Consider the following 21,126-nt stretch of genomic DNA (forward strand, 5'->3'; position numbering starts at 1 on the left):
CGCGCTGTCCGTCGCGGCTGTCAGGGGCCCGCATTCTCTGTCGTCGGACGCGTCTGAGGGCGCGTTCTCTCCCGCCGTGCCGGGTCTCATGGCACCGCTCCCGGGCCGTCGTTCAGGCGGGCGGTCGCCAGTCCGGCGAGGAGGCCCGCTCCCGCGGTGATCTGGGAGAAGCTCAGGGCGTTGTCCAGACAGGACACGACGGCCAGGGCCGTGAGCGTCGCGGCCGCCGTAAGGACCACCGGAGTCGGGCGCGGAGAGCGCCACAGGGCGTGGAGCATCCAGCCGAAGGCGGCGCCCAGCAGGACCACCCCCGGCAGCCCCTGACCGGCCGCCTGCTGCAGCGGCGCCGAATGGGGCTTGGTCTCCGGGCCCTGCGGCTGGGCCGCCGCGGGGCTCAGCTCGCCGAAGCGGTCCGGGCCCGCACCGCGCAGCGGGTCCGTCTCCTCGATGCGGGCCGCGTCCTGCCACAGCCGGATCCGGTGCTCGGTGAGATGGGCGCGCAGGGCCGGCGGGAGCCCGCCCGGGACCGCCTCCTTGGCCACCGCCCAGGTGCCGCCGACCGCGACCGCCGCGATCAGCGCGCACGCGGCGAGCGCCGGCACCCGGTGCCGGTGCCGGGCGGCGGTGAGCGAGCACACCAGGACGGCGCCGCTCGCGACCGAGCCCGTCGTCGAGCCGGCCACCACGGCCGTCAGCGTGATCGCCGTGGCCAGCAGCCACAGCGCCGGGCGCAGCGCCCGCGGGGCGGCCCAGGCCGCACAGCAGACCGCGCCCGTGGCCAGGGTGAGCTGGCCCGCGCCCGCCCCCTCATGACCGGTGAGCCCGTACGGCGAGGCGCAGGCCAGGCCGAACCCCGCGAGCCCGGCTGCCGCCGTCGCGGTGACCGGCAGCAGCGATCCGGCGATCCGGCCGCAGGCGTAACCGGCGGCCACCGCCAGTACCGCGAGCAGCACCCCTTCGGGGCGGGCCGGCCGCCCCATGGCCGCGATCAGGGCCCAGACGGCGCAGCCGGCCAGGATCAGGACCCCCGCGATATCGGACGCGCCGGCGCATCCGTCGGCCGGTCTGCCGTGGTCCTGCACGACAGGCTCCACCACTGATGACGTCATCCCGTCGACCCCCCGTCGTGACGGGCACCGCACCGACACGCCTTACGGCCGTCGTGCGAGCCATGACACCCGAAACCGTAGCGCTTGTCGTAAGGAATGTGTATATGGTGCGCAGAAACGATGAGTCGGTCGTGAAACGCCCGCCGTGGAGGGTGCCGTTCGGCCGCCGTGCGCGCCCCCTTTTCCGCCCGATACCCTCGGCCCATGCCGACCCCCGACTTCATCCGTGACCTCAGGGCCTCCATCGGTCACCAACTGCTCTATCTGCCGGGCGTGAGCGCCGTGGTCTTCGACGACCAGGGGCGGGTGCTGCTGGGTCGCCGGGCCGACAACGGCCGCTGGACGATCATCTGCGGCATCCCCGAACCCGGTGAGCAGCCGGCCACGGCGGTGGTCCGCGAGGTGGAGGAGGAGACCGCGGTGCGCTGTGTCCCCGAACGCATCGTGCTCGTACGGACCCTGGCGCCGGTGACCTACCCCAACGACGACCGGTGCCAGTTCGTGGACGTCTGCTTCCGCTGCCGTGCGGTGGGCGGCGAGGCGCGGGTGAACGACGACGAGTCGATGGACGTCGACTGGTTCCCGCTCGACGCGCTCCCCGAGATGGAGGACTTCTCCCTGTCCCGGATCAAGCAGGCGCTCCAGGACGGCCCGACATGGTTCGAGCCCACCGTCGCGGAGTGAAGTATGTGCCGCCCCCACATCGGACCGGGCCCGGCGGCTGCCTAATGTGCCCCTCATGAGCGCGTCCACCACACCAGGCCCGGGCCCCCGGCCGTCCGACGGCCTCGATCTGTCCCGCCGTACCGCACTCGTCACGGGCGCCGCCGGGGGCATCGGCCGGGCCTGCACGCTGCGGCTGGCCGCCGCCGGGGCGCGGGTGCGGGCCGTCGATCTGGACGCCGAGGGCCTCACCGACCTGGTCGCCGCGGCCTCCGGACTGCCCGGCCCGGTCGAGGCCCACCCCCTCGACCTCACCGACCTCGACGCCGCCGAACGGGCCGCCGTCGGCATCGACATCCTGGTCAACAACGCCGGGCTCCAACTCGTCCGGCCCATCGAGGACTTTCCGCCCGAGGTCTTCTCCCGGGTGCTGACCGTGATGCTCGAGGCCCCGTTCCGGCTGGTGCGCGGCGCGCTGCCGCATATGTACGCGCGGGGCTGGGGCCGGATCGTCAACATCTCCTCCGTGCACGGGCTGCGCGCCTCCCCGTACAAGTCGGCCTATGTGGCCGCCAAACACGGTCTGGAGGGGCTCTCCAAGGTCGCCGCCCTGGAGGGCGCGGCGCACGGGGTGACCTCCAACTGCGTCAACCCCGGCTATGTGCGCACCCCGCTCGTCGAACGGCAGATCGCCGACCAGGCCGAGGCCCACGGGATCTCGCCGGAGCGGGTCGTCGCCGAGGTGATGCTGGCCGATACGGCGGTCAAGCGGCTGGTCGAACCCGAGGAGGTCGCCGAGGCCGTCGCGTATCTCTGCGGTCCGCACACGTCCTTCGTCACCGGTGCCTCGCTCAGCATGGACGGCGGATGGACCGCCCACTGAGCGGCCCAGCGGATCGGTCACCGGGCGACGAAGGCCGATTGGCTCAGCCACCGGGCCACGAAAACGGATTGGCTCAGCCGTCGGCGGACAGTGGCCCATTGGCTCAGCCACTGGACCGCGTACTGCCCGGCCGCCCCGTCGAAGGAGCACCGGGCCGCCTTACGGCTGGCGCCGCCGGGCCCGGCGGGAGTATGCCTGTGCCCATGTCCGACGACCGGCCGGAGGCCCCCTACCTGGAACTGCTCGTACGCGGCGCGCCCGCCGAGGCGTACGAGCGCCCGGTGCTGCGCGCCCGCGCCGACAAGGCCCCGGCCGACCGGCTGGCGGCCCTGGAGCGCGCCAAGCTGCTCGCGCTGCGGGTGCGCGGTGAGCTGGAGGGGCGACGGCGGCGCGAGGCCGAGCTGTCCGCCCTCTACGAGACTGCCCACGACCTGGCGGGGCTGCGCGATCTGGACGCGGTGCTCCAGGCCATCGTGCAGCGCGCCCGCTCCCTGCTGGGCACCGAGGTCGCCTATTTGACGCTGAACGATCCGACGGCCGGTGACACCTATATGAGGGTCACCGACGGTTCGGTCTCGGCCCGTTTCCAGCAGCTTCGGCTCGGCATGGGGGAGGGGCTCGGCGGTCTGGTGGCCCAGACCGCCCGCCCCTATGTGACCGAGAGCTACTTCCACGATCCGCGGTTCCAGCACACCCACACCATCGACGCGGGGGTCAGGGACGAGGGACTGGTCGCCATCCTCGGGGTGCCGCTGCTGCTCGGCAGCGGGGTCATCGGTGTGCTGTTCGCGGCCGACCGCCGGGCCCGGGTGTTCGAACGCGAGCAGACAGCCCTGCTCGGTTCGTTCGCCGCCCACGCGGCCGTGGCCATCGACACCGCCCATCTGCTCGCCGAGACCCGTACGGCGCTTGCCGAGCTGGAGGCCGCCAACGAGATCATCCGGGACCGCAGCCGGGTCATCGAGCGCGCCTCCGAGGTCCACGACCGGCTCACCGAGCTGGTGCTGCGCGGTGGCGGGGTGCACGACGTGGCCGATGCCGTGGCCGAGGTGCTCAGCGGTTCCGTGGAGTTCCTCGAGGTCGACGAGGCGCCCGCGGCGGCCGTCGACCGGTCCCGGGCCGACGGCCACGCGGTGCGCGACGGCGAGGAGGACTGGGTCGCCGCCGTCTCGGCGGGTGGCGAGCTGCTCGGCGCGCTCGTGCTGCGCGGCCACCCCCGGCTCGACCCCATGGACCAGCGCACCCTGGAGCGCGCCGCGATGGTCACCTCGCTGCTGCAGCTCGCCCGCCGCTCGGCGGGTGAGGCCGAACAGCGGGTGCGCGGTGAGCTCCTGGACGACCTCCTCGACACCCCCGACCGCGAGCCCCGGCTGCTGCGCGAGCGCGCCGCGCGGCTTCGGGCGGACCTTGACACGCCCCATGTGGTGCTCGCCGCGGGCATCGAGGCCCCGGATACCGGCACCCCCGCCGCCGGTCCCGGCGGCACACCCGGAGGCAGTCCCGGCGGCGCACCCGGAAGCGGCCCCGGCGCCACACCCGGAAGCAGGTCAGGCGGCGCACCCGGCGGCGGCTCCGGTAGCGCGCCCGCCGAGGACGCCGAGGGCCGTCGGCGGCTGTGGTCCGCCGCATCCCATCTGGCGGTCACCCGGCACGGTCTGGCCGCCGCCCGCGACGGCGGCACGGTTCTGCTGCTGCCGCTGGCCGACGGCGACACGGCCGACGCCCTCGCCCGCCGCACCGCCCGGCAGCTGGGCACCGCCGTACACGCCGCGGTCACCGTCGGCGCCTCCGCACCCGTCCCCGCGCCCGCCGCACGGCCCGGGGAGGTCGCCGCGGGCTATGCCGAGGCGCGGCGCTGTCTGGCCGCCCTGCGGGTGCTGGGCCGGGCCGGACAGGGCGCCGCCGCCGAGGACTTCGGCTTTCTCGGCCTGCTGCTGGCCGGTACCCGCGAGGGCGCCCCGGACGGCACCGGCGTCCAGGACTTCGTGACCCGCACCGTGGGCGCGGTCATCGACTACGACGAGCGGCGCGGCACCGAACTGATCCGCACCCTCGACGCGTACTTCGCGGGCGGGATGAGCCCGGCCCGTACGAAGGACGCCCTCCACGTGCACGTCAATACGGTGGCGCAGCGGCTGGAGCGGATCGGGCGGCTGCTCGGTCCCGACTGGCAGTCGCCCGCCCGCTCCCTGGAGATCCAGCTCGCCCTGCGGCTGCACCGCCTGGCCTCGGCCGTGGGCTACTGAGCCGAGGCCGAACGGGCCGTGCGCTCCGCCGCATCCGGTGCCGGGCGCGGGGACGGGGCCGAGGTCGGTTCGACGGCGGCCAGATCGCGGTCCCGGGTCTCCTTGGCGACGCCCACGGCCACCACGGTGAGCAGGGCCGCCGCGATCACATAGAGCGCGATCGGGGTGGCGCTGCCGTAGTCGGCCAGGAGCGCGGTGGCGATCAGCGGGGCGGGCGCACCGGCCGCGACGGACGCGAACTGCGCGCCGATCGACGCCCCCGAATACCGCATCCGGGTCGCGAACATCTCGGAGAAGAAGGCCGCCTGGGGCGCGTACATCGCGCCATGGAAGATCAGCCCGACCGTCACGGCGAGCAGCAGCGCAGGGAAGCCCTTGGTGTCGATGAGGAGGAAGAAGGGGAAGGCCCACGCGCCCACGCCGACCGCGCCCAGGAGATACACCGGGCGCCTCCCGATCCGGTCCGACAGCGCGCCCCATGCCGGGATGACCGCGAAGTGCACGGCCGAGGCGATCAGTACGGCGTTGAGCGCGGTCTGCTTGCCGAGGTCCACATGGTCGGAGGTCGCGTAGACGAGGACGAAGGCGGTGATGACGTAGTAGCTGATGTTCTCGGCCATCCGCGCGCCCATGGCGATCAGCACATCCCGCCAGTGGTGGCGCAGGACCGCCACCAGCGGCATCTTCTCGGTGGCCGCCTCGCCCGCGGCCGCCTTACGGGCCTCGGCCCGGGCCTGCGCCGCCTTGAACACCGGCGATTCATCGACAGAGAGACGAATCCACAACCCGACCAGTACCAGCACCCCCGAGAGCAGGAACGGCACCCGCCACCCCCACGCCTCGAAGGCGTTGTCGGAGAGCAGGGCGGTGAGCGCGGAGAGCACCCCCGTGGCCAGCAACTGCCCGGCCGGGGCGCCGGTCTGCGGCCAGGACGCCCAGAACCCGCGCCGCCGCGGGTCCCCGTGCTCCGACACCAGCAGCACCGCCCCGCCCCATTCGCCGCCGAGCGCGAACCCCTGGACCAGACGCAGCGCGGTGAGCAGTACGGGCGCCGCCGAACCGACCGTGGAGTGGGTGGGCAGCAGCCCGATGGCGCAGGTCGCGCCGCCCATCAGCAGCAGACTCAGGATCAGCAGCTTCTTACGGCCGAGCCGGTCGCCGTAATGGCCGAAGACCAGGGCGCCGACCGGCCGGGCGGCGAAGCCGACCGCGTAGGTCAGGAACGACAGCAGCGTGCCGACGAGCGGATCGGAGTCCGGGAAGAAGAGCTTGTTGAAGACCAGGGCGGCGGCCGAGCCGTAGAGGAAGAAGTCGTACCACTCGATGGTGGTGCCGATGAGGCTCGCGGCGACGATGCGGCGCAGTGAGCCGGGTGGGGTCGGGGGAGCGGAGGCCGGAGAATCCGGGGTGGTCATGGGTCACCACTTCCGAGCGGGGTGCGGGGACGATTTTGTGTTGCCACACCGTAGAAATGCGCACTTCGGCTCGGATATGTAGGCGGGCGACACACTTCACCCGGCCACTGTGGTGACGCGCCCCGCCCAGGGTGCCCCCGAGCCGGCACGGCCCCGTCCAACATGCCCCGGGTCGGCGCCTCCCGCCCCGAATGCCCCCTAGTCGGCCCGCCCCGTACGAGGCCGCCGCACCTTGCCGAGCTGGAGCATGGCGGCGCCGAGCTGGTCCCCGGTGAGCGAGGGGGCCGGGAGCGGGTGGGACCCCTCGGGGCGCAGCCCGTCGAGCAGCAGGGCCAGATAGCGGCGCCAGGCCATCGGTGCGGCGACGGTCGAGCCCGGGACCGCGCGGCCGAGCGCGGCCAGCAGGAACAGCAGGTCCTCCGCCGTGGTGTCCTTCCGTGCCGCGCCCTGCTCCTGAGCGCGGCGCAGAAGGACGTCGAGCGTCTTGTGGTTCTCCTTACGGAGCGCGTCGAGCGAGGGGACGCCTTGGATGCCGGTGGTCATCAGGTCGTTGGTGCCCCGGTCGGCGGCGAGCAGTCCGAATATGCGCTCCAGGTAGGCTGTCAGGCCGACCCAGGCGTCCGGCGCCGAGCGGGCTTCTTCGGCGGCCCGCAGGATTTCCCGTAGGGAATCGCCGAATACCGCCTCGATGAGTTCCGCCCGGCCGGCGAACCGCCGGTAGAGAGTGGCGCTGCCGACTCCGGCCCGACGGGCGATGTCGTCGAGCGGGGCGTCCACACCCTGATCCGTGTAGATCTCCCGGGCGGCAGCTATCAGCATCTCGCGGTTGCGCCGTGCGTCTCGGCGCAACGGTGTCTCTTTCTCCACACGGCTGCCCATGGCCCGCAACCCTAACACTAACCGGGGGAATCTCTCCGGTTAGTGTTAAGATCACCGAAGGACCGGAGAACTATCCCCGGTTCTGGCTTCGGGGGAAGCCGCCATCCGACTGAGGGGATCGCATGCCCCAGGATCTGTCCGCGCTCGGCGCGGATTTCGTCGTCAACCCGTATCCGGTCTACGCACGACTGCGGGAACGGGGCCCGGTCCACCGGGTGCGCACCGACGCCTCCGGTGAGTTCTGGCTCGTCGTCGGCCATGAAGAGGCCCGCGCCGCGCTGACCGATCCCCGGCTGAGCAACGACGTCCGGCACTCGGCGGCGTGGCAGGACGACGGCGGCAACGCCATCGGGCGGAACATGGTGCAGACCGACCCGCCGCACCACACCCGGCTGCGGGGGCTGGTGGCCCGCGCCTTCACCCCGGGGCGGATCGAGGCACTGCGCCCGCGCGTGCGGCAGATCGCGGACGGACTCCTGGACGCCATGGTCCCGTTGGGCCGGGCCGATCTCGTCGAGGACTACGCGCTGCCGCTGCCCCTGGCCGTCATATGCGAGCTGCTCGGCGTCCCGGAGACGGATCACAAGGCGTTCCACGACTGGTACCTCGAGAGCACCGACATGACCCGCCCGGAGGCCGCCGGTGCCGCCGCCCAGGCCCTTACGGGGTACTTCGCGGAGCTCATCGAGTCCAAGCGCGGCGCTCCCGGCGGCGATCTGCTCAGTGCCCTGGTCCGCACCATGGACGAGGACGGTGACGCGCTCTGTGACGAGGAAATGCTCGGCATGACGTTCGTGCTGTTGGTCGCCGGTTACGAGACCTCCGCGAACCTGATCTCCAGCGGCACCCTCGCCCTGCTCCGCCACCCCGAGCAGCTGGCCGCGCTGCGCGCCGACTGGTCGCTGCTGGAGGGCGCGATCGAGGAGATGCTGCGCTACGACGGCCCGGTGGAGAGCGCCGCGTTCCGCTTCACCAAGGAGCCGGTGGAGATCGCCGGTACCGCCATTGCGGCCGGGGAGCCGATCGCGGTCGCCCTGGCCGCCGGGTCGCGCGACCCCCATCGCTTCGCCGAGCCGGACCACTTCGACATCCGGCGCTCGTCGCGCGGCCATCTCGCCTTCGGGCACGGGGTCCACCACTGCCTGGGCGCCCCGCTGGCCCGGCTCGAAGGAGCCGTCGCCTTCCGGGCCCTGCTGGAGCGCTGCCCCGATCTCGCCCTGGACGCCGATCCGGCCGAACTCGCCTGGCGGCCCAGCCTGATGCTGCGCGGACTGCGCCGGCTGCCGGTACGGTTCACCCCCACTCCTGACGCCTGAACTCCGGCTCCGGACGCCTGAGCCCCCGCCCGCCCCGGCCGGATACGCTCGACGGGCCGCCCCGGCCGAGGACGCTCGACGGACCGCGGTGCGTGCCCACCGCGGTCCGGGGGCCAGGGCGTTCAGCGTGGTTCCGGAATCATGCGCAGCGGACCGGCGGTAAGGCTCATCTGCGCCCTCGGCCGGATCTTCGTCCCCGGAATCGGGCGCATCCGCCAGCGGCCCGCGATCGCGGCCAGGGCCAGTGTCGCCTCCGTCATGCCGAAGACATCGCCGATGCACTTCCGGCTGCCACCGCCGAACGGCAGATACGAGCCGCGCGCCACATCCTTGGCCCGCTCGGGGAGCCAGCGGTCGGGGTCGAAGGACTCCGGGTCGGGGAAGAGGGCCGGATCGCGGTGTAGCACATACGGGCTGATCAGCACGTCCGACGCCGGGGGCAGCCGCCGCCCGCCGAGCTCGGTGGACTCGGTGGTGGTCCGGGTGAACAGCCACGCGGGCGGGAAGAGCCGCAGCGCCTCGCTGAACACCCGCTGGGTGTAGGCGAGCCGGGGGACGTCGGCGTACCGCGGGGCCCGCCCGCCCAGCACCTCGTCGACCTCGGCGTGCAGCGCGGCCTCGGCCCGGGGATTGCGGCCGAGCAGGAACCAGGCCCAGGTCAGCGCGGAGGCGGTGGTCTCGATCCCGGCCAGCAGCAGGGTCATGACCTGGTCGTGGATCTCCTGGTCCGACATCGTGCCGCCGGTCTCGTCGTCCTGTGCGGCGAAGAGTGCGGACAGCACATCGCCGCGGTCGCCGTCGTCCGCCGCCTTGTAGTCGTCGATCATGCGGTCGATGAGCTGGTTGAGCCGGGTGAGCGCGTCGTCGAAGCGCCGGTTCGCCGCGAGCGGAAGCTTGGCCAGCAGCCCGGTGGGGTCGATCGCCTGCCGGTAGGCGCCCTCCACGACGATGGGCAGACAGTGCTGGATCTCGGCCACGGCATGCGGCGCCATATCGGTCGAGAAGAGCGCACGGGCCGTCACCCGCGCGGTGAGCGCGAGCATCTCATGGCTGACGTCGATGGGACGGCCCGCCGTCCACGCCGTCGACTCGGCCTCGCACTCCCGCTCCATCACCTCGGCGTACTTGGCGATCCGGGCGGCCTGGAAGGCGGGCTGTACCAGCCGGCGCTGCCGTCTGTGGTCCGCCCAGTCGGAGGTGATCAGGCCGTTGCCCAGGATGGGCTTCGCCTTCTCCTTGACCGGTCCGCCGGTGTCGTAGATCCGCGCGTTCACCAGCACCTGCTGGACCAGCTCCGGATGACAGGGCAGAAAGACGGGCCGGGGCCCCAGCCGGAGCTCGACCAGATCGCCGTAGGCGGGCAGGGAAGCCAGGAACTGAAGCGGCTTGCGGCCCATCAGCAGGACATGGCCGGCCAGCGGAAGCCCGCCGGGGGCGAGGGCGTGCCGCCAGTGGCGCGTCGCCGGTTGCTGCGCGGTCCTCATGCGGAAGATGTCCTTCGCTCGCGAGGTGGGGTACGGAAGGTACGGGGCGTCCGGTCCGGGGCGGACCCCGGACCGGACGTCGTCAGCGCGGCTCGCACACCATCGGCAGCGGGCCGGGTTCGAGCGTCGCCTTCGGCTCGGGGCGCAACGTCGTCCCGGGCACCGGGCGAAGACGCCACCGGCTCGCGATCGTCGCCACGATGAGGGCGGTCTCGGTCAGCGCCAGGACGTCCCCGATGCATTTGTGGCTGCCCGCGCCGAACGGGAGCAGCGCCCCGCGCGGCACCTCCTTGGCACGGTCGGGGAGCCAGCGCTCCGGGTCGAACCGCTGGGGGTCGGGGAACAGTTCGGGGTTGTGGTGCAGCGCCTGGGCGCTGTACAGGATCATCGTGCCCGCCGGGATGGTGCGGCCGCCGAGGTCCGTCTCGGCCGCCGTCACCCGCATCGCCATCCAGGACGGCGGATACAGCCGCAGCGACTCGGTGATGACCCCGCGGGTGTACTCCAGGGACGGCAGGTCCTCGAAGGTGGGTGAACGGCCCTCGAGGGCCTCGTCGATCTCGGCGTGCACCCGCTTCTCCACCTCCGGGTGGGCGCCCAGCAGATGGAAGACGAAGGCGAGCGTCGAGGCTGTGGTCTCGCTCCCGGCGACCAGGAAGGTGACCACCTGGTCGAGGACCTCGCCGTCGTCCAGCCCCTCGCCGGTCTCGGGGTGTTCGGCGCGCAGCAGCGTGGAGAGCAGATCGCCGTGGTCGGCGCCGGAGCGCCGGCGGTCGCGGATCATCTCGTCCACGATTTCCCGCAGCCGGGCATTGGCCCGGTCATAGCGGCGGTTGCCCGGGGTCGGGAGCTTCTCCATGATCCCCAAAGGCGCCATGGTGCGCTTGTAGATGCCGTGCGAGACGATGCGCAGACAGTGGCGCGCCTCGTCGATCGTCGCCTCGTCGATCCCGGTGGAGAACAGCGTCCGCGCGGCGACCCGCATCAGCAGGGCGTGCATGGTGTCGCTGAGGTCCAGGGTCCGCCCCGGCTCCCAGGAGCCGATCGCGGCGCGGGTGTCATCGGCGACCGCGGCGGTGTAGTCGGCGATCTTCGGGGTGTGGAACGCGGGCTGGATCATCCGCCGCTGAGTGCGGTGATCCTCGCCCCGGGAGACCGAGAGGCTGTTCCCGAGCAGTTGCCGTGCCTTGTCGAAGACCCCGCCCTTGTCGAACACACGGGGATTGAGCAGCACATGGCGGACCAGCTCGGGATGACAGGCCAGATAGGCGCGGCTGGGCCCCAGCCTCACCTCTACCAGATCGCCGTGGGCGGGCAGGGAGGCCAGGAACTGCAGCGGACGGCGCCAGAGCGCCAGAGTGTGCCCCAGCAGCGGCACCGAGCCGGGCGCCGTGCCGGTGGTCCAGGAGTGCTCCGGCTGTGCGGAGCTCTTCGTGGAAGTCACGGTTCCCCGTTCCCTTACTGAATGCGAGAGTTGACGTCGTTGACGGCCGTCTTGTAGCGCTTGTTGCTGATGGTCCAGACGAAGTTGCCGTAGATCAGGTCGAGGAAGACGTCCTGCGTCAGCTGGTCGAACACCTTGATGCACTCGATGTCCTCGATCATGTCATCGAGCCGGGCCTGGAAGAACTCCTTGAACGTCGTCTCATCGTTCACATCGCAGAGCCGGAAACAGTTGGTGATCTGGCCCAGCGAGACCTCGCGGTCATACGAGTAGAAGTCGTTGACGATGGTGAGTCCGCGGGTGGTCATCCGCGCGGCCAGGCTTGTTTTGGAGTGTTCGGTGAACTCCGGATGCCGGTAGATCGGGTACGACATCTTCATCCAGAAGTCGACGCCGATGTCCGTGACCCGAAAACGGAAATACTGCTCCGGGGACGTGGTGCACAGCGCCGCCTTGATGGGCGAGTCGCGGAACATGTGGTCGCTGGTGACGAAGGCGCGCGCGGCCTCGTACGCGACCTCCGCGTCCTCGGGGTCGTAGTACTTCTCGCAGATCGCGCGCAGCCGCGGCAGGAAGAGACCGAAGTCGTGCAGTGCGGGATCCATGTCGTCCCACACGAACGTCACACAGTTCAGGACGCAGACGGCCTTGAACGCCTCCATGTCCTTGATATGGCGGGGGCTCTGGGACCAGAGCACCACCCCCATATAGGAGATCCAGCGCTCATCGGAAACCGATTTACCGAGGGGGGCCACCGCCGCGTTGCAGTCGTCTATGACCTCGCGCAGTTCGGCGTCGGTCAATTCGACCTTGGTGGGCCGGGTGACGACGTAGCGGTCGAACATCTCCTGGAAGCGGCCGGTGCACTCCTCCAGGTACGGGCGGACGCTGCTCCGGCTGATGTCCTGGGCCCCGGCCGTGGAAAGTCCTGTCGTCATGAGTTCCTCACAGTGGCCATGCGGGCGATCAGCTTCAGCGCGTTGACCGCGTCCGCGGTGAATGGGGCGTCGTCGAGGGCCCGCAGGGCCTGTGTCCGGCGGTCGTCGATCATCTGCTCGACGGCCTCCCGGGCGGTGGTGGCGGCGAAGATCTCCTGGATGGTCACGGCGTCCGACTCGTCGAGCAGCGGATTGCCGATGAGGCTGCGCAACCGCGCCGCCTGGGCGCTGTCGGAGCCGCGCAGGGCGAGCGCGATCAGGGTGGTGTTCTTCCCGGCCCGCAGATCGTCCAGCTGGGACTTGCCGGTGGACTCCGGATCGCCGTACACGCCCAGCAGATCGTCGCGGAGCTGGAACGCCTCGCCGAGCGGCAGGGCGTAGGCGGTGAACGCCTCCATGGCCTCCGGGGCGGCGCCCGCGATGGCGGCTCCGACGTGCAGCGGACGCTCGATGGTGTACTTGGCGGTCTTGTACCGGTTGACGGTGAGGGTGGCCTCGACGTCGTCCGTCAGCTCCCCGGTGGCCTGCAGATCGAGGTACTGGCCCAGCATCACCTCGGTGCGCATCTCCGACAGCAGCGGCAGCACGGCGTCGAACTGGGCGGGGGTGAGACCGGCCGAGTGCAGCAGCTCGTCCGACCAGGTGAGCGCGAGGTCGCCGAGCAGCACCGCCCCGCTGACCCCGAACCGCTCGATCTGATCCGGCCTGCGGTCGGCGGCGCACAGCGCGGCCAGGGTGCGATGGATGGTCGGCCGGCCGCGGCGGGTGTCGCTGTCGTCCATGACGTCGTCGTGGATCAGCGCGAAGGCGTGGAACATCTCCAGGCAGGCGGCCACCCGGAACACCGCGTCGGTGTCCTCACCGCCGCCGACGGCCTGCCAGCCGGTGACACACAACAGGGGCCGTATGCGCTTGCCACCGGACAGGAAATCCTTGAGCAGTCCGGAGAGATACGGCAGATGGTGTTGCGGAGTGGTGCGGGCCTTGGCCGACAGAAAGTCTTCGAGTACGACGTCCACCGACTCGCGGACGGTATCCGCATCCAAGCGGCCGGGGCTGAGCGTGGGTGTGGTCATGCGACTGACTCCTCCACGTCGAAATGTCGAAATCCGTTGATTAAGGAGAAGGAAACAGGCACGCGGAAACCCTTGTTTCTCTGGAAAAGATGGATTGCCGTGTGTGCTGTGTACGGCACCATGAAGGCAGGAGCGGGATGTGACCGCTGCCCCATGGTCGATGGGTCGAACGCGCCGCGACGGGCGCGAAGATCAGACGCTCAGGGGACCATGAGATCGGCGCGGTCGGGTCATTTCCGCGCTAGGAATCCAAGCCAGCCCGCAATGGGGCACCGGCCGGTGCGACACCCGCGTCGGCATCATCGGTTCGATGGATGCCAGGTGTGCGCGGGCACACTCAATCACGCCCATTTATTCCCCCTGAGTGCCGCCAGTCCCCCCACTCGGACATCAGCAGTCTAGACGCAAGATCGACGGATTCGGAAGCCCGTTCTGGTATCGCGCCTATCACTTGACGGCCGGGGGCCGGGGAGGTCTCGCCGAGCCGGGTGCGGTCCGAAACGGGCAACTCGCCCCGTACGCGGCGAGTATCAGTGGAATAAGCGGCGCGCAATATTGCGACAGAGGGTTCGTTGAAGATCGAACGAGGCTCCGCCTTCCCCGGCGGAGCCCCGTTCAATAGCCTTGTGGTGCCCGATCTTGTGGTGTCGGACCTCGCGGTGTCAGACCTTGCGGTAGTCGTACGCCTCCGAGGCCGCCTGGAGCACCCCGTCCACATCCGCCCCGGTGGAGGCGGTGACGAGCGCCGCGACCGCCCCCTCCACAAGCGGGGCGTCCACCAATCGGGTGCCCTCCGGCAGTTCATCGCCCTCGGCCAGCAGCGCCTTGACGGCCAGGACCGCGCTGCCCAGGTCCACCAGGACCGCCACTCCGGCGCCCCGGTCGACCGCGTGGGCCGCCTCCGCTATGAGCTCCGGACTGGTGCCGAACCCGCCGTCCGCGGTGCCGCCCGCCGCGCGGACCGGCGCCGCGCCACCGCCGGACAGCCCCTTCGCCATCTCGGCCACCGAGTCCGCCACCGCCGCGCTGTGCGACACCAGCACTATGCCGACCAGCTTCTTCTCGCCCTCGTCGGTCATCGGGCCGCCTCCGCCAGTGCCGCGATGAGCAGCGCCGAGGAGGTGGCGCCCGGGTCCTGGTGGCCGACGCTGCGCTCACCCAGATAGCTGGCCCTGCCCTTGCGCGCCAGCATGGGCACGGTGGCCAGCGCGCCCTTCTCGGCGGCCTCGCCCGCGGCCGCGAACGACCCGGTGGCCCCGCCGAGCGCCTCGACGGCGGGGAGCAGCGCGTCCAGCATCGTCTTGTCGCCGGGCGCGGCGCCGCCGAGCTGCGCCACCGCGTCCACCCCGGCCCGCAGCGCGTCCGCCAGCTGCTGCGGGGTGATCTGCTCGGCGTCGCCGAGCGCCTTGCCGGCCCGCCGCAGCAGCGTCCCGTACAGCGGTCCGGACGCCCCGCCCACCTTGGAGATCAGCTGGCGCCCGGCCAGGATGAGCGTGGCCCCGGGCGAGCCCGGCGGCTCCTTCTCCAGCGCCTCGGCCACGGCGGCGAAGCCGCGCTGCATATTGGTGCCGTGGTCGGCGTCGCCGATCGCGGAGTCCAGGTCGGTGAGACGGGCCGCCTCACGGCTCACGGACGTGGCCGCGGCGGTGAGCCATCGGAGGAAAAAAGGGGTGTCGAGCGTGTCATCGACGGCGGGTTCACTGCTGGACACAGGCGCCTCCTCGGTCGTAGCCAACGGCGACAGCGTACGTATCGGGGGCCGGCCGGCCTCAGGCACCCCAGCGCAGCCCGACGGTCCGCACGGGCGCGTCCCACAGCCGCAGGAGGTCCTCGTCGACCTGGCACAGCGTGATCGAAGCGCCCGCCATGTCGAGTGACGTGACGTAGTTGCCGACGAGCGTACGCGCCACCGCCACCTGCCGCTCGCCGAGCACCCGGTGCACCTCGGCGGCGAAGCCGTACAGCTCCAGCTGCGGGGTCGCCCCCATGCCGTTGACCAGGAGCAGCACCGGGTTCTCCGGGCGCAGGTCCTCGACCACCACCTGCACGGCGTAGTCGGCGATCTCGCGGGAGGTCATCATCGCCCGCCGCTCACGCCCCGGCTCGCCGTGGATACCCACGCCCAACTCCAGCTCCCCGGCGGGCAGTTCGAAGGTGGGGCCGCCCTTGGACGGGGTGGAACAGGGGCTGAGCGCGACGCCGAAGCTCCGCGAGAGCTCGTTCACCCGTCGGGCGATCGACTCCACCCGCTCCAGTGGCGCGCCCTCGGCGGCCGCCGCACCCGCGATCTTCTCCACGAACAGAGTGGCCCCGGTGCCGCGCCGGCCCGCCGTGTAGAGGCTGTCGGTCACCGCCACATCGTCGTTGACCAGGACCTTCGCGACCTGGATGCCCTCGTCCTCGGCGAGCTCGGCGGCCATGTCGAAGTTGAGCACATCGCCCGTGTAGTTCTTGATGATGAACAGCACGCCCTTGCCGCTGTCCACCGCCGCCGCGGCGCGCACCATCTGATCCGGCACGGGGGAGGTGAACACCTCGCCGGGGCAGGCGGCGTCGAGCATGCCGCTCCCCACGAAACCGCCGTGCAGCGGTTCGTGTCCCGATCCGCCGCCGGAGACCAGCCCCACCTTGTCCTCGACCGGCGCGTCCCGCCGGACGATCACCCGGTTCTCGACGTCGACGATCAGTTCGGGGTGGCAGGCGGCCATTCCGCGCAGCGCGTCGGCGACCACCGTCTCGGGGACGTTGATGAGCATCTTCATGGGTGTGTCCGTCCTCCGCCGGATGGGGCTGTGCACCGCTGCAACAGCCTACGGATCCGTCGCGTCCATGGCACCCCTTGGACACTGAGCCGGATGGCCTAATAGGACGAAAAAGGTACATAGACATCATATGGTGCGCGCATGGAGAATACTGCCGCACCGGCGGCCGCCGTCCTGCCCCCGCACCCCCAGCCACGCCAGCCGCGGCGGTACCGTCGCCCGGCCCCCTGGCTCGGGCTGGTGGCCATCGGATACGCCGTGGTCCAGCTCGCCATGGTGATCCCGCACACCGGCCACGCGCTGGGCTGGGACGAGTCCGTGTACGTCTCCCAGGTCGATCCGCGCACCCCGCCCGCGTACTTCAGCGCACCCCGCTCGCGCGGCGTCAGTCTCCTGGTCGCGCCCCTCGTCGCCGCGACCGACTCCATTCCGGCGCTGCGGATCCTGCTCATGCTGGTCTCCGCGGGCGCGCTCTACGGCGCCTTCCGGGTCTGGACCCGGCTGCTGCCCCCGGCCCAGGTCGCCCTGGCCGCGCTGCTCTTCTCCGGACTGTGGATCACCCAGATCAGCGGGCCCGCGGTGATGCCCAACCTCTGGGTGGCGATCGGCGCCGTCGCCGCCGTCGGCTGGTTCCTCCGCGCGCCGCACGAGTCCAACGCCCGCTGGTGGCTGGCCGCCGTCCTCGCGGGCGTCACACTGGTGCGCACCCCCGACGGGGGCTGGCTCACCCTGCCGCTGCTGATCGGCGCGATCGGGGTGCGCACCTGGCGGCCCGCCCTGCCCGCGCTGATCGGCGGGCCGCTGCTCGGCGCCGCCCAGTGGATCGGCGAGGCGTACGACCGCTTCGGCGGCATCGGCGAGCGGCTGAACGTCTCCAGCGACGTCGAGGGCGGCATGGGCCTCCACTTCAGCGTGGGGGCCGCGCTGCGCAGCCTCAACGGACCTCAGCTGTGCCGCCCCTGCGAGGTGCCGCTGCGCCACCCGGAGCTGACCGTATGGTGGCTGGCGCTGCCCGTGCTGACCCTCCTGTGCGTCCATGGCGCGCTGCGCGACCGCCAAGAGCTGCGCCGGGTGCGGGTGGGGCTGGGCAGACCGGCCGCCCGGCTCCCCGCGGTGCCGCTGACCATGCTGCCCATCGTCTGCGCGGCCACCCTCGCCCTGCCGTATCTGCTGCTCATCGGCTATTCCGCACCGCGCTTCCTGATGCCCTCCTACGCGCTGCTGGCGCTGCCGATCGCCGGGCTGGTGTTCCGCGCCGTACGGGCCGCGCGCTCACCGCAGCACCTGGCGGTCGCCCTCGGGGTGGTCATCACACTCCATCTGGCCAGCCAGTTCGTCATCCTCAACCACACCGCCAAGCAGTCCGACCACACCACCGGGCGCTATCGCACCGCCGCGCAGGGGCTGCAGCGGCTGGGGCTGCGGCCGCCCTGTCTGGTGACCGGCGACCGCGCCCTGCCCGTCGCGTACCACGCGGGCTGCTCCTCCGCGCAGACCAGCGGCAACAACCGGTCCACCACCCTGCCCACGCTGCTGCGCCGCGCTGCCCGTGAACCCACCGCGCTGCTGCTGCGGCGCGGCCAGACCCGGCCGCCGTCCTACGCCCGGACCTGGGTCGGCTATCCGCTGCCGGGCACCGAGTGGAACGCGTATCTGCCACCGGATCAGGCACGGGAGTGGGAAGCCGGGAAATCCCGACAGGAGACGTCCGGAAACGGCCCGAGCATGGGCGCCATGACGATGACCTACCCGACCACCAGCTGGGCCGGATTCGCGGCGGCCGAGCCCGCCTTCGCCGACTACGCCCAGGACCGCTTCGGCCGCTACCGCCACCATGTGCTGGCCACCCTGCGCCAGGACGGCTCCCCGCGGGTGACACCGCTCGAAGTCAACTTCCTCTCCGGCGAGTTGTGGCTGGGCATGATGCCCGACTCGCGCAAGGCGCTGGACCTGCGCCGCGATCCGCGGTTCTCGGTGCAGGCCAACCCGGGCCCCGGCGAGGGGCTGACCGAGGGCGATGTGCGGGTGAGCGGCCGGGCGGTCGAGGTGACCGACCCCGAGACGGTCGCCCGCTTCGCCGAGGAGGTCCGGCCGCCCGAGCCCTTCCACCTCTACCGCGCCGAGCTGACCGAGGTGGTGCACACCGCCCTGGAGAACGGGGAGATGGTGCTGCGAACCTGGCGTCCGGGCCAGCCGGTACAGGTCGTACGGCGCGGCACCGACGACAGCCCGCCCCGGGTGGCGAGCTGAGGCCCGGGCCGTGGACCGGGTCGACGGGCCCGGTCCACGGCCCTTCCGTATTGTTGGAACACGTTCTACCGTGCCCCTCGATCCCAGGACGCTCCCAGACCGCCGTCACGGCGCACGCGAGACTCCAGGAGGGGCCGTGGACCTCGAATACACCCCTGATCAGCGGCGATTGCGCGATGAGCTGCGCGCGTACTTCGCCGAACTGGTCCCCGACGACGCCTACGCCCGCTACGCCGACTCCACCGGGCAGAAGCGGTTCTACCGCGAGACCATCCGCCGGCTCGGCACCGACGGCTGGCTGGGGGTCGGCTGGCCCCAGGAGTACGGCGGGCGCGGGCTCGGCCCGGCCGAGCAGTTCATCTTCTTCGACGAGGCGGCCCAGGCCGGCGTGCCGCTGCCGCTGATGGCGCTCAACACGGTCGGGCCCACCATCATGCGGTTCGGCACCGAGGAGCAGAAGGCGTACTTCCTGCCCAAGGTCCTCTCCGGCGAGATCGACTTCGCGATCGGCTACAGCGAGCCCGACGCCGGTACCGACCTCGCCTCCCTCAAGACCCGCGCGGTGCGCGACGGCGACACCGCCTCCGGCTACTACACCGTGAACGGCCAGAAGACCTGGACGACCAACGGCGACACCGCCGACTGGGTCTGGCTCGCGGTCCGCACCGACCCCGACGCCAAACCCCACAAGGGCATCAGCATCCTGCTGGTCCCGACCGACGACCCCGGCTACTCCGCCACCCTCATCAAGACCCTCGCCTCCCACGACACCACCGCCAGCTACTACGAGAACATCCGCGTCCCGGCCACCCGCCGCGTCGGCCCCGAGAACGAGGGCTGGCGCATGATCACCACCCAGCTCAACTACGAGCGGGTCACCCTCGCCGCCCACGGCACCATGGCCATCCGCGCCCTGCGCGGTGTCCGCCAGTGGGCCGCCGACACCAAGCTCCCCGACGGCCGCCGGGTGATCGACCTCGCCTGGGTGCGCGGCCGGCTGGCCCGTACGCACGCCCGGCTGGACGCCATGAAGCTGCTCAACTGGCAGATGGTGGACGCCCTCCAGCGCGACACCCTGACCCCGCAGGACGCCTCCGCCGTCAAGGTGTACGGCTCCGAGGCGCGCCGCGACGCCTACGCCTGGCTGATGGAGATCGTCGGCGCCGCCGGTCCGCTCAAGGAGGGCTCCGCGGGCGAGGTCCTCCACGGAGAGCTGGAGCGCGGCTACCGCAGCAGCGTCGTCTTCACCTTCGGCGGCGGCAACAACGAGATCCAGCGGGAGATCATCTCCTGGATCGGCCTGGGGATGCCGCGGGTGCGCCGCTGAGCAGGCGAGATGCGTTGGTGGAACGGTCACCGTGACCGTTCCACCAACGGCGATCACGGAGCGGTGGAGGCACCTGAGCGGGAGTGGCCGTCACCGTGGCGGTCTCAGTTGGCGGCTCATGAGGGCTGCTCGTCCAGGGCGAAGATGTTGATCACGTCCTGGAGGGTGGGATTGTCGGGGTCTTCGGCTGTCGCGAGCTGCTCGGCACTGCGAGGGAACATCACGTGCTCGTATGCGGAGAGCGCGGCCTCGATGTCGCCGGGGTGTGCGGCGAGCGCCTCACCGAGGTCGGCGCCGTCCAGCATGGCCAGGTTGGCGCCCTCGCCGTTCGGGGGTATCAGGTGGGCGGCGTCGCCGACCAGGGTCACCCCCGGCACCCGGTCCCACCGGTGCCCGACCGGCAGCGAGTAGAGGGGGCGCAACACCGGTGCGGTGTCGCTCTCGGTGATCAGGGCGGTGAGTTCCGGTGCCCAGCCGTCGAATGCCCGCACGATCCGTGCGGTGGCCGCGGCGGAATCGGTGAAGTCGATACCGCCGAACCACTCCAGCGGCTCGGACAGCATCGCGTAGACGTGAAGGGTTCCGCCCTTCTCCCGTTGCGCCCCGATCTGCCTCGTGCCCTGATCGCCCGCGAACATCGACCCGCCACCGACCGCCTTCGCGGCAGCGGGGTGCCGCGTGTCGGCGTCGAACAGGTAGGTCTCGACGAACGACGTACCGGCGTACACGGGGCCGGCGGTGGAAAGCACCGGCCGGACCCGTGACCACGCGCCATCCGCGCCGACCAGCAGGCTCGTGACGACGGTGCCGCCGTCGGCGAAGGTCACCTCATGGCGGCCCTCGCCGAGGCCACGGACACCGCTGACCTTGTGCCCCCACCGGACGGTGCCCGCCGGGAGCGAGTCGAGCAGCAGCCGCCGCAACTCGCCGCGCTGCACCTCAGGGCGTCCGCCCGTACCGTCGTCGGGTTCGTCGACCAGGACGTTTCCCTCCCGGTCGAGACCCCGCACCGCCTGACGGCCCTCCAGGACGATGCCGCGGAACTCATCCATCAGACCGGCCGCCCGCACGGCCAGGAGGCCGTTGTAGTCGTGGATGTCGAGCATCCCGCCCTGCGAACGCGCCGTCGGCGAGGACTCCGCCTCGTAGACGGTGGCCGGGATGCCGTGGACGTGCAGGACGCGGGCGAGCGTGAGCCCGCCGAGTCCGGCGCCGATGATCGTGACGTGAGTGGTCATGCTGATTCCTTGCCTGTCGCATGCCTGCCGGATGGGCACCCGGCAGGCTCTCCGGCAAGGCTCAGGCCCTTCGCCGACAAACCACCGGTCCTCCGC

The 21,126-nt window shown here is 71.6% G+C and carries 17 protein-coding genes; 6 read left to right on the forward strand and 11 right to left on the reverse strand.

Annotation, left to right across the window (positions count from 1 at the left end):
• Nucleotides 1–86: 86 nt before the first annotated feature.
• The gene (locus tag J5X86_RS37060; protein WP_243982428.1) at nucleotides 87–1,109 is read right to left on the reverse strand and encodes an O-antigen ligase; all 1,023 of its coding nucleotides are present in this window, start codon (nucleotides 1,107–1,109) and stop codon (nucleotides 87–89) included.
• Between the two features lie 204 nt (nucleotides 1,110–1,313).
• On the opposite strand from J5X86_RS37060, the gene J5X86_RS37065 reads away from it, so the two are divergent.
• The 3 genes from J5X86_RS37065 (at nucleotide 1,314) to J5X86_RS37075 (ending at nucleotide 4,901) form a co-directional block, all read left to right on the forward strand.
• Complete coding sequence (locus J5X86_RS37065; protein ID WP_208521057.1) at nucleotides 1,314–1,793, forward strand: NUDIX domain-containing protein; 480 nt, start codon at nucleotides 1,314–1,316, stop codon at nucleotides 1,791–1,793.
• Nucleotides 1,794–1,848: 55 nt separating this feature from the next.
• A complete protein-coding gene (locus J5X86_RS37070; protein ID WP_208521058.1) occupies nucleotides 1,849–2,655 on the forward strand; it encodes a 3-hydroxybutyrate dehydrogenase in 807 nt (268 codons plus the stop codon).
• A gap of 191 nt (nucleotides 2,656–2,846) precedes the next feature.
• Complete coding sequence (locus J5X86_RS37075) at nucleotides 2,847–4,901, forward strand: GAF domain-containing protein (RefSeq protein WP_208521059.1); 2,055 nt, start codon at nucleotides 2,847–2,849, stop codon at nucleotides 4,899–4,901.
• On the opposite strand, the gene J5X86_RS37080 is transcribed toward J5X86_RS37075, so the two are convergent.
• Together J5X86_RS37080 and J5X86_RS37085 are read right to left on the reverse strand one after the other, a co-directional pair.
• Nucleotides 4,895–6,316: an MFS transporter gene (locus tag J5X86_RS37080; RefSeq protein ID WP_208521060.1), complete on the reverse strand. Its 1,422-nt coding sequence runs from the start codon at nucleotides 6,314–6,316 to the stop codon at nucleotides 4,895–4,897. The two genes, J5X86_RS37075 and J5X86_RS37080, sit on opposite strands and share 7 nt — an antisense overlap.
• A gap of 198 nt (nucleotides 6,317–6,514) precedes the next feature.
• The gene (locus tag J5X86_RS37085) at nucleotides 6,515–7,195 is read right to left on the reverse strand and encodes a TetR/AcrR family transcriptional regulator (protein WP_208521061.1); all 681 of its coding nucleotides are present in this window, start codon (nucleotides 7,193–7,195) and stop codon (nucleotides 6,515–6,517) included.
• A 122-nt stretch (nucleotides 7,196–7,317) separates the two neighbouring features.
• Here J5X86_RS37085 and J5X86_RS37090 point away from each other — a divergent pair, with 122 nt between their 5' ends.
• Nucleotides 7,318–8,511, forward strand: coding sequence for a cytochrome P450 (locus tag J5X86_RS37090; protein ID WP_208521062.1), 1,194 nt, complete (start codon nucleotides 7,318–7,320; stop codon nucleotides 8,509–8,511).
• A 122-nt stretch (nucleotides 8,512–8,633) separates the two neighbouring features.
• On the opposite strand, the gene J5X86_RS37095 is transcribed toward J5X86_RS37090, so the two are convergent.
• The 7 genes from J5X86_RS37095 to dhaK form a co-directional block, all read right to left on the reverse strand.
• Nucleotides 8,634–9,995 (reverse strand): cytochrome P450, encoded by a 1,362-nt coding sequence (locus J5X86_RS37095; protein ID WP_208521063.1) that lies wholly within the window; start codon nucleotides 9,993–9,995, stop codon nucleotides 8,634–8,636.
• 82 nt (nucleotides 9,996–10,077) lie between these two features.
• Complete coding sequence (locus tag J5X86_RS37100) at nucleotides 10,078–11,439, reverse strand: cytochrome P450 (RefSeq protein ID WP_208521064.1); 1,362 nt, start codon at nucleotides 11,437–11,439, stop codon at nucleotides 10,078–10,080.
• 14 nt (nucleotides 11,440–11,453) lie between these two features.
• Entirely contained in the window at nucleotides 11,454–12,377 is a 924-nt protein-coding gene (locus J5X86_RS37105) for a terpene synthase family protein (protein WP_208521065.1), read from the reverse strand.
• Nucleotides 12,374–13,453: a polyprenyl synthetase family protein gene (locus J5X86_RS37110; RefSeq protein ID WP_208521066.1), complete on the reverse strand. Its 1,080-nt coding sequence runs from the start codon at nucleotides 13,451–13,453 to the stop codon at nucleotides 12,374–12,376. The genes J5X86_RS37105 and J5X86_RS37110 overlap by 4 nt, the downstream gene beginning before the upstream one ends.
• A gap of 662 nt (nucleotides 13,454–14,115) precedes the next feature.
• Nucleotides 14,116–14,532: a PTS-dependent dihydroxyacetone kinase phosphotransferase subunit DhaM gene (locus J5X86_RS37115; protein WP_119993257.1), complete on the reverse strand. Its 417-nt coding sequence runs from the start codon at nucleotides 14,530–14,532 to the stop codon at nucleotides 14,116–14,118.
• The gene (gene dhaL, locus J5X86_RS37120) at nucleotides 14,529–15,164 is read right to left on the reverse strand and encodes a dihydroxyacetone kinase subunit DhaL (RefSeq protein WP_208521067.1); all 636 of its coding nucleotides are present in this window, start codon (nucleotides 15,162–15,164) and stop codon (nucleotides 14,529–14,531) included. The genes J5X86_RS37115 and dhaL overlap by 4 nt, the downstream gene beginning before the upstream one ends.
• A 58-nt stretch (nucleotides 15,165–15,222) precedes the next feature.
• A complete protein-coding gene (gene dhaK / locus J5X86_RS37125) occupies nucleotides 15,223–16,215 on the reverse strand; it encodes a dihydroxyacetone kinase subunit DhaK (RefSeq protein ID WP_208521068.1) in 993 nt (330 codons plus the stop codon).
• Nucleotides 16,216–16,356: 141 nt separating this feature from the next.
• On the opposite strand from dhaK, the gene J5X86_RS37130 reads away from it, so the two are divergent.
• Both J5X86_RS37130 and J5X86_RS37135 read left to right on the forward strand, forming a co-directional pair.
• Nucleotides 16,357–18,465, forward strand: coding sequence for a pyridoxamine 5'-phosphate oxidase family protein (locus J5X86_RS37130; RefSeq protein WP_208521069.1), 2,109 nt, complete (start codon nucleotides 16,357–16,359; stop codon nucleotides 18,463–18,465).
• Nucleotides 18,466–18,601: 136 nt separating this feature from the next.
• A complete protein-coding gene (locus J5X86_RS37135; RefSeq protein WP_078645756.1) occupies nucleotides 18,602–19,792 on the forward strand; it encodes an acyl-CoA dehydrogenase family protein in 1,191 nt (396 codons plus the stop codon).
• Between the two features lie 116 nt (nucleotides 19,793–19,908).
• On the opposite strand, the gene J5X86_RS37140 is transcribed toward J5X86_RS37135, so the two are convergent.
• A complete protein-coding gene (locus tag J5X86_RS37140; RefSeq protein WP_208521070.1) occupies nucleotides 19,909–21,030 on the reverse strand; it encodes an NAD(P)/FAD-dependent oxidoreductase in 1,122 nt (373 codons plus the stop codon).
• Between the last annotated feature and the right edge of the window lie 96 nt (nucleotides 21,031–21,126).

This window comes from Streptomyces sp. NEAU-YJ-81 (assembly GCF_017592595.1).
GTDB classification, from domain to species: domain Bacteria; phylum Actinomycetota; class Actinomycetes; order Streptomycetales; family Streptomycetaceae; genus Streptomyces; species Streptomyces hygroscopicus_B.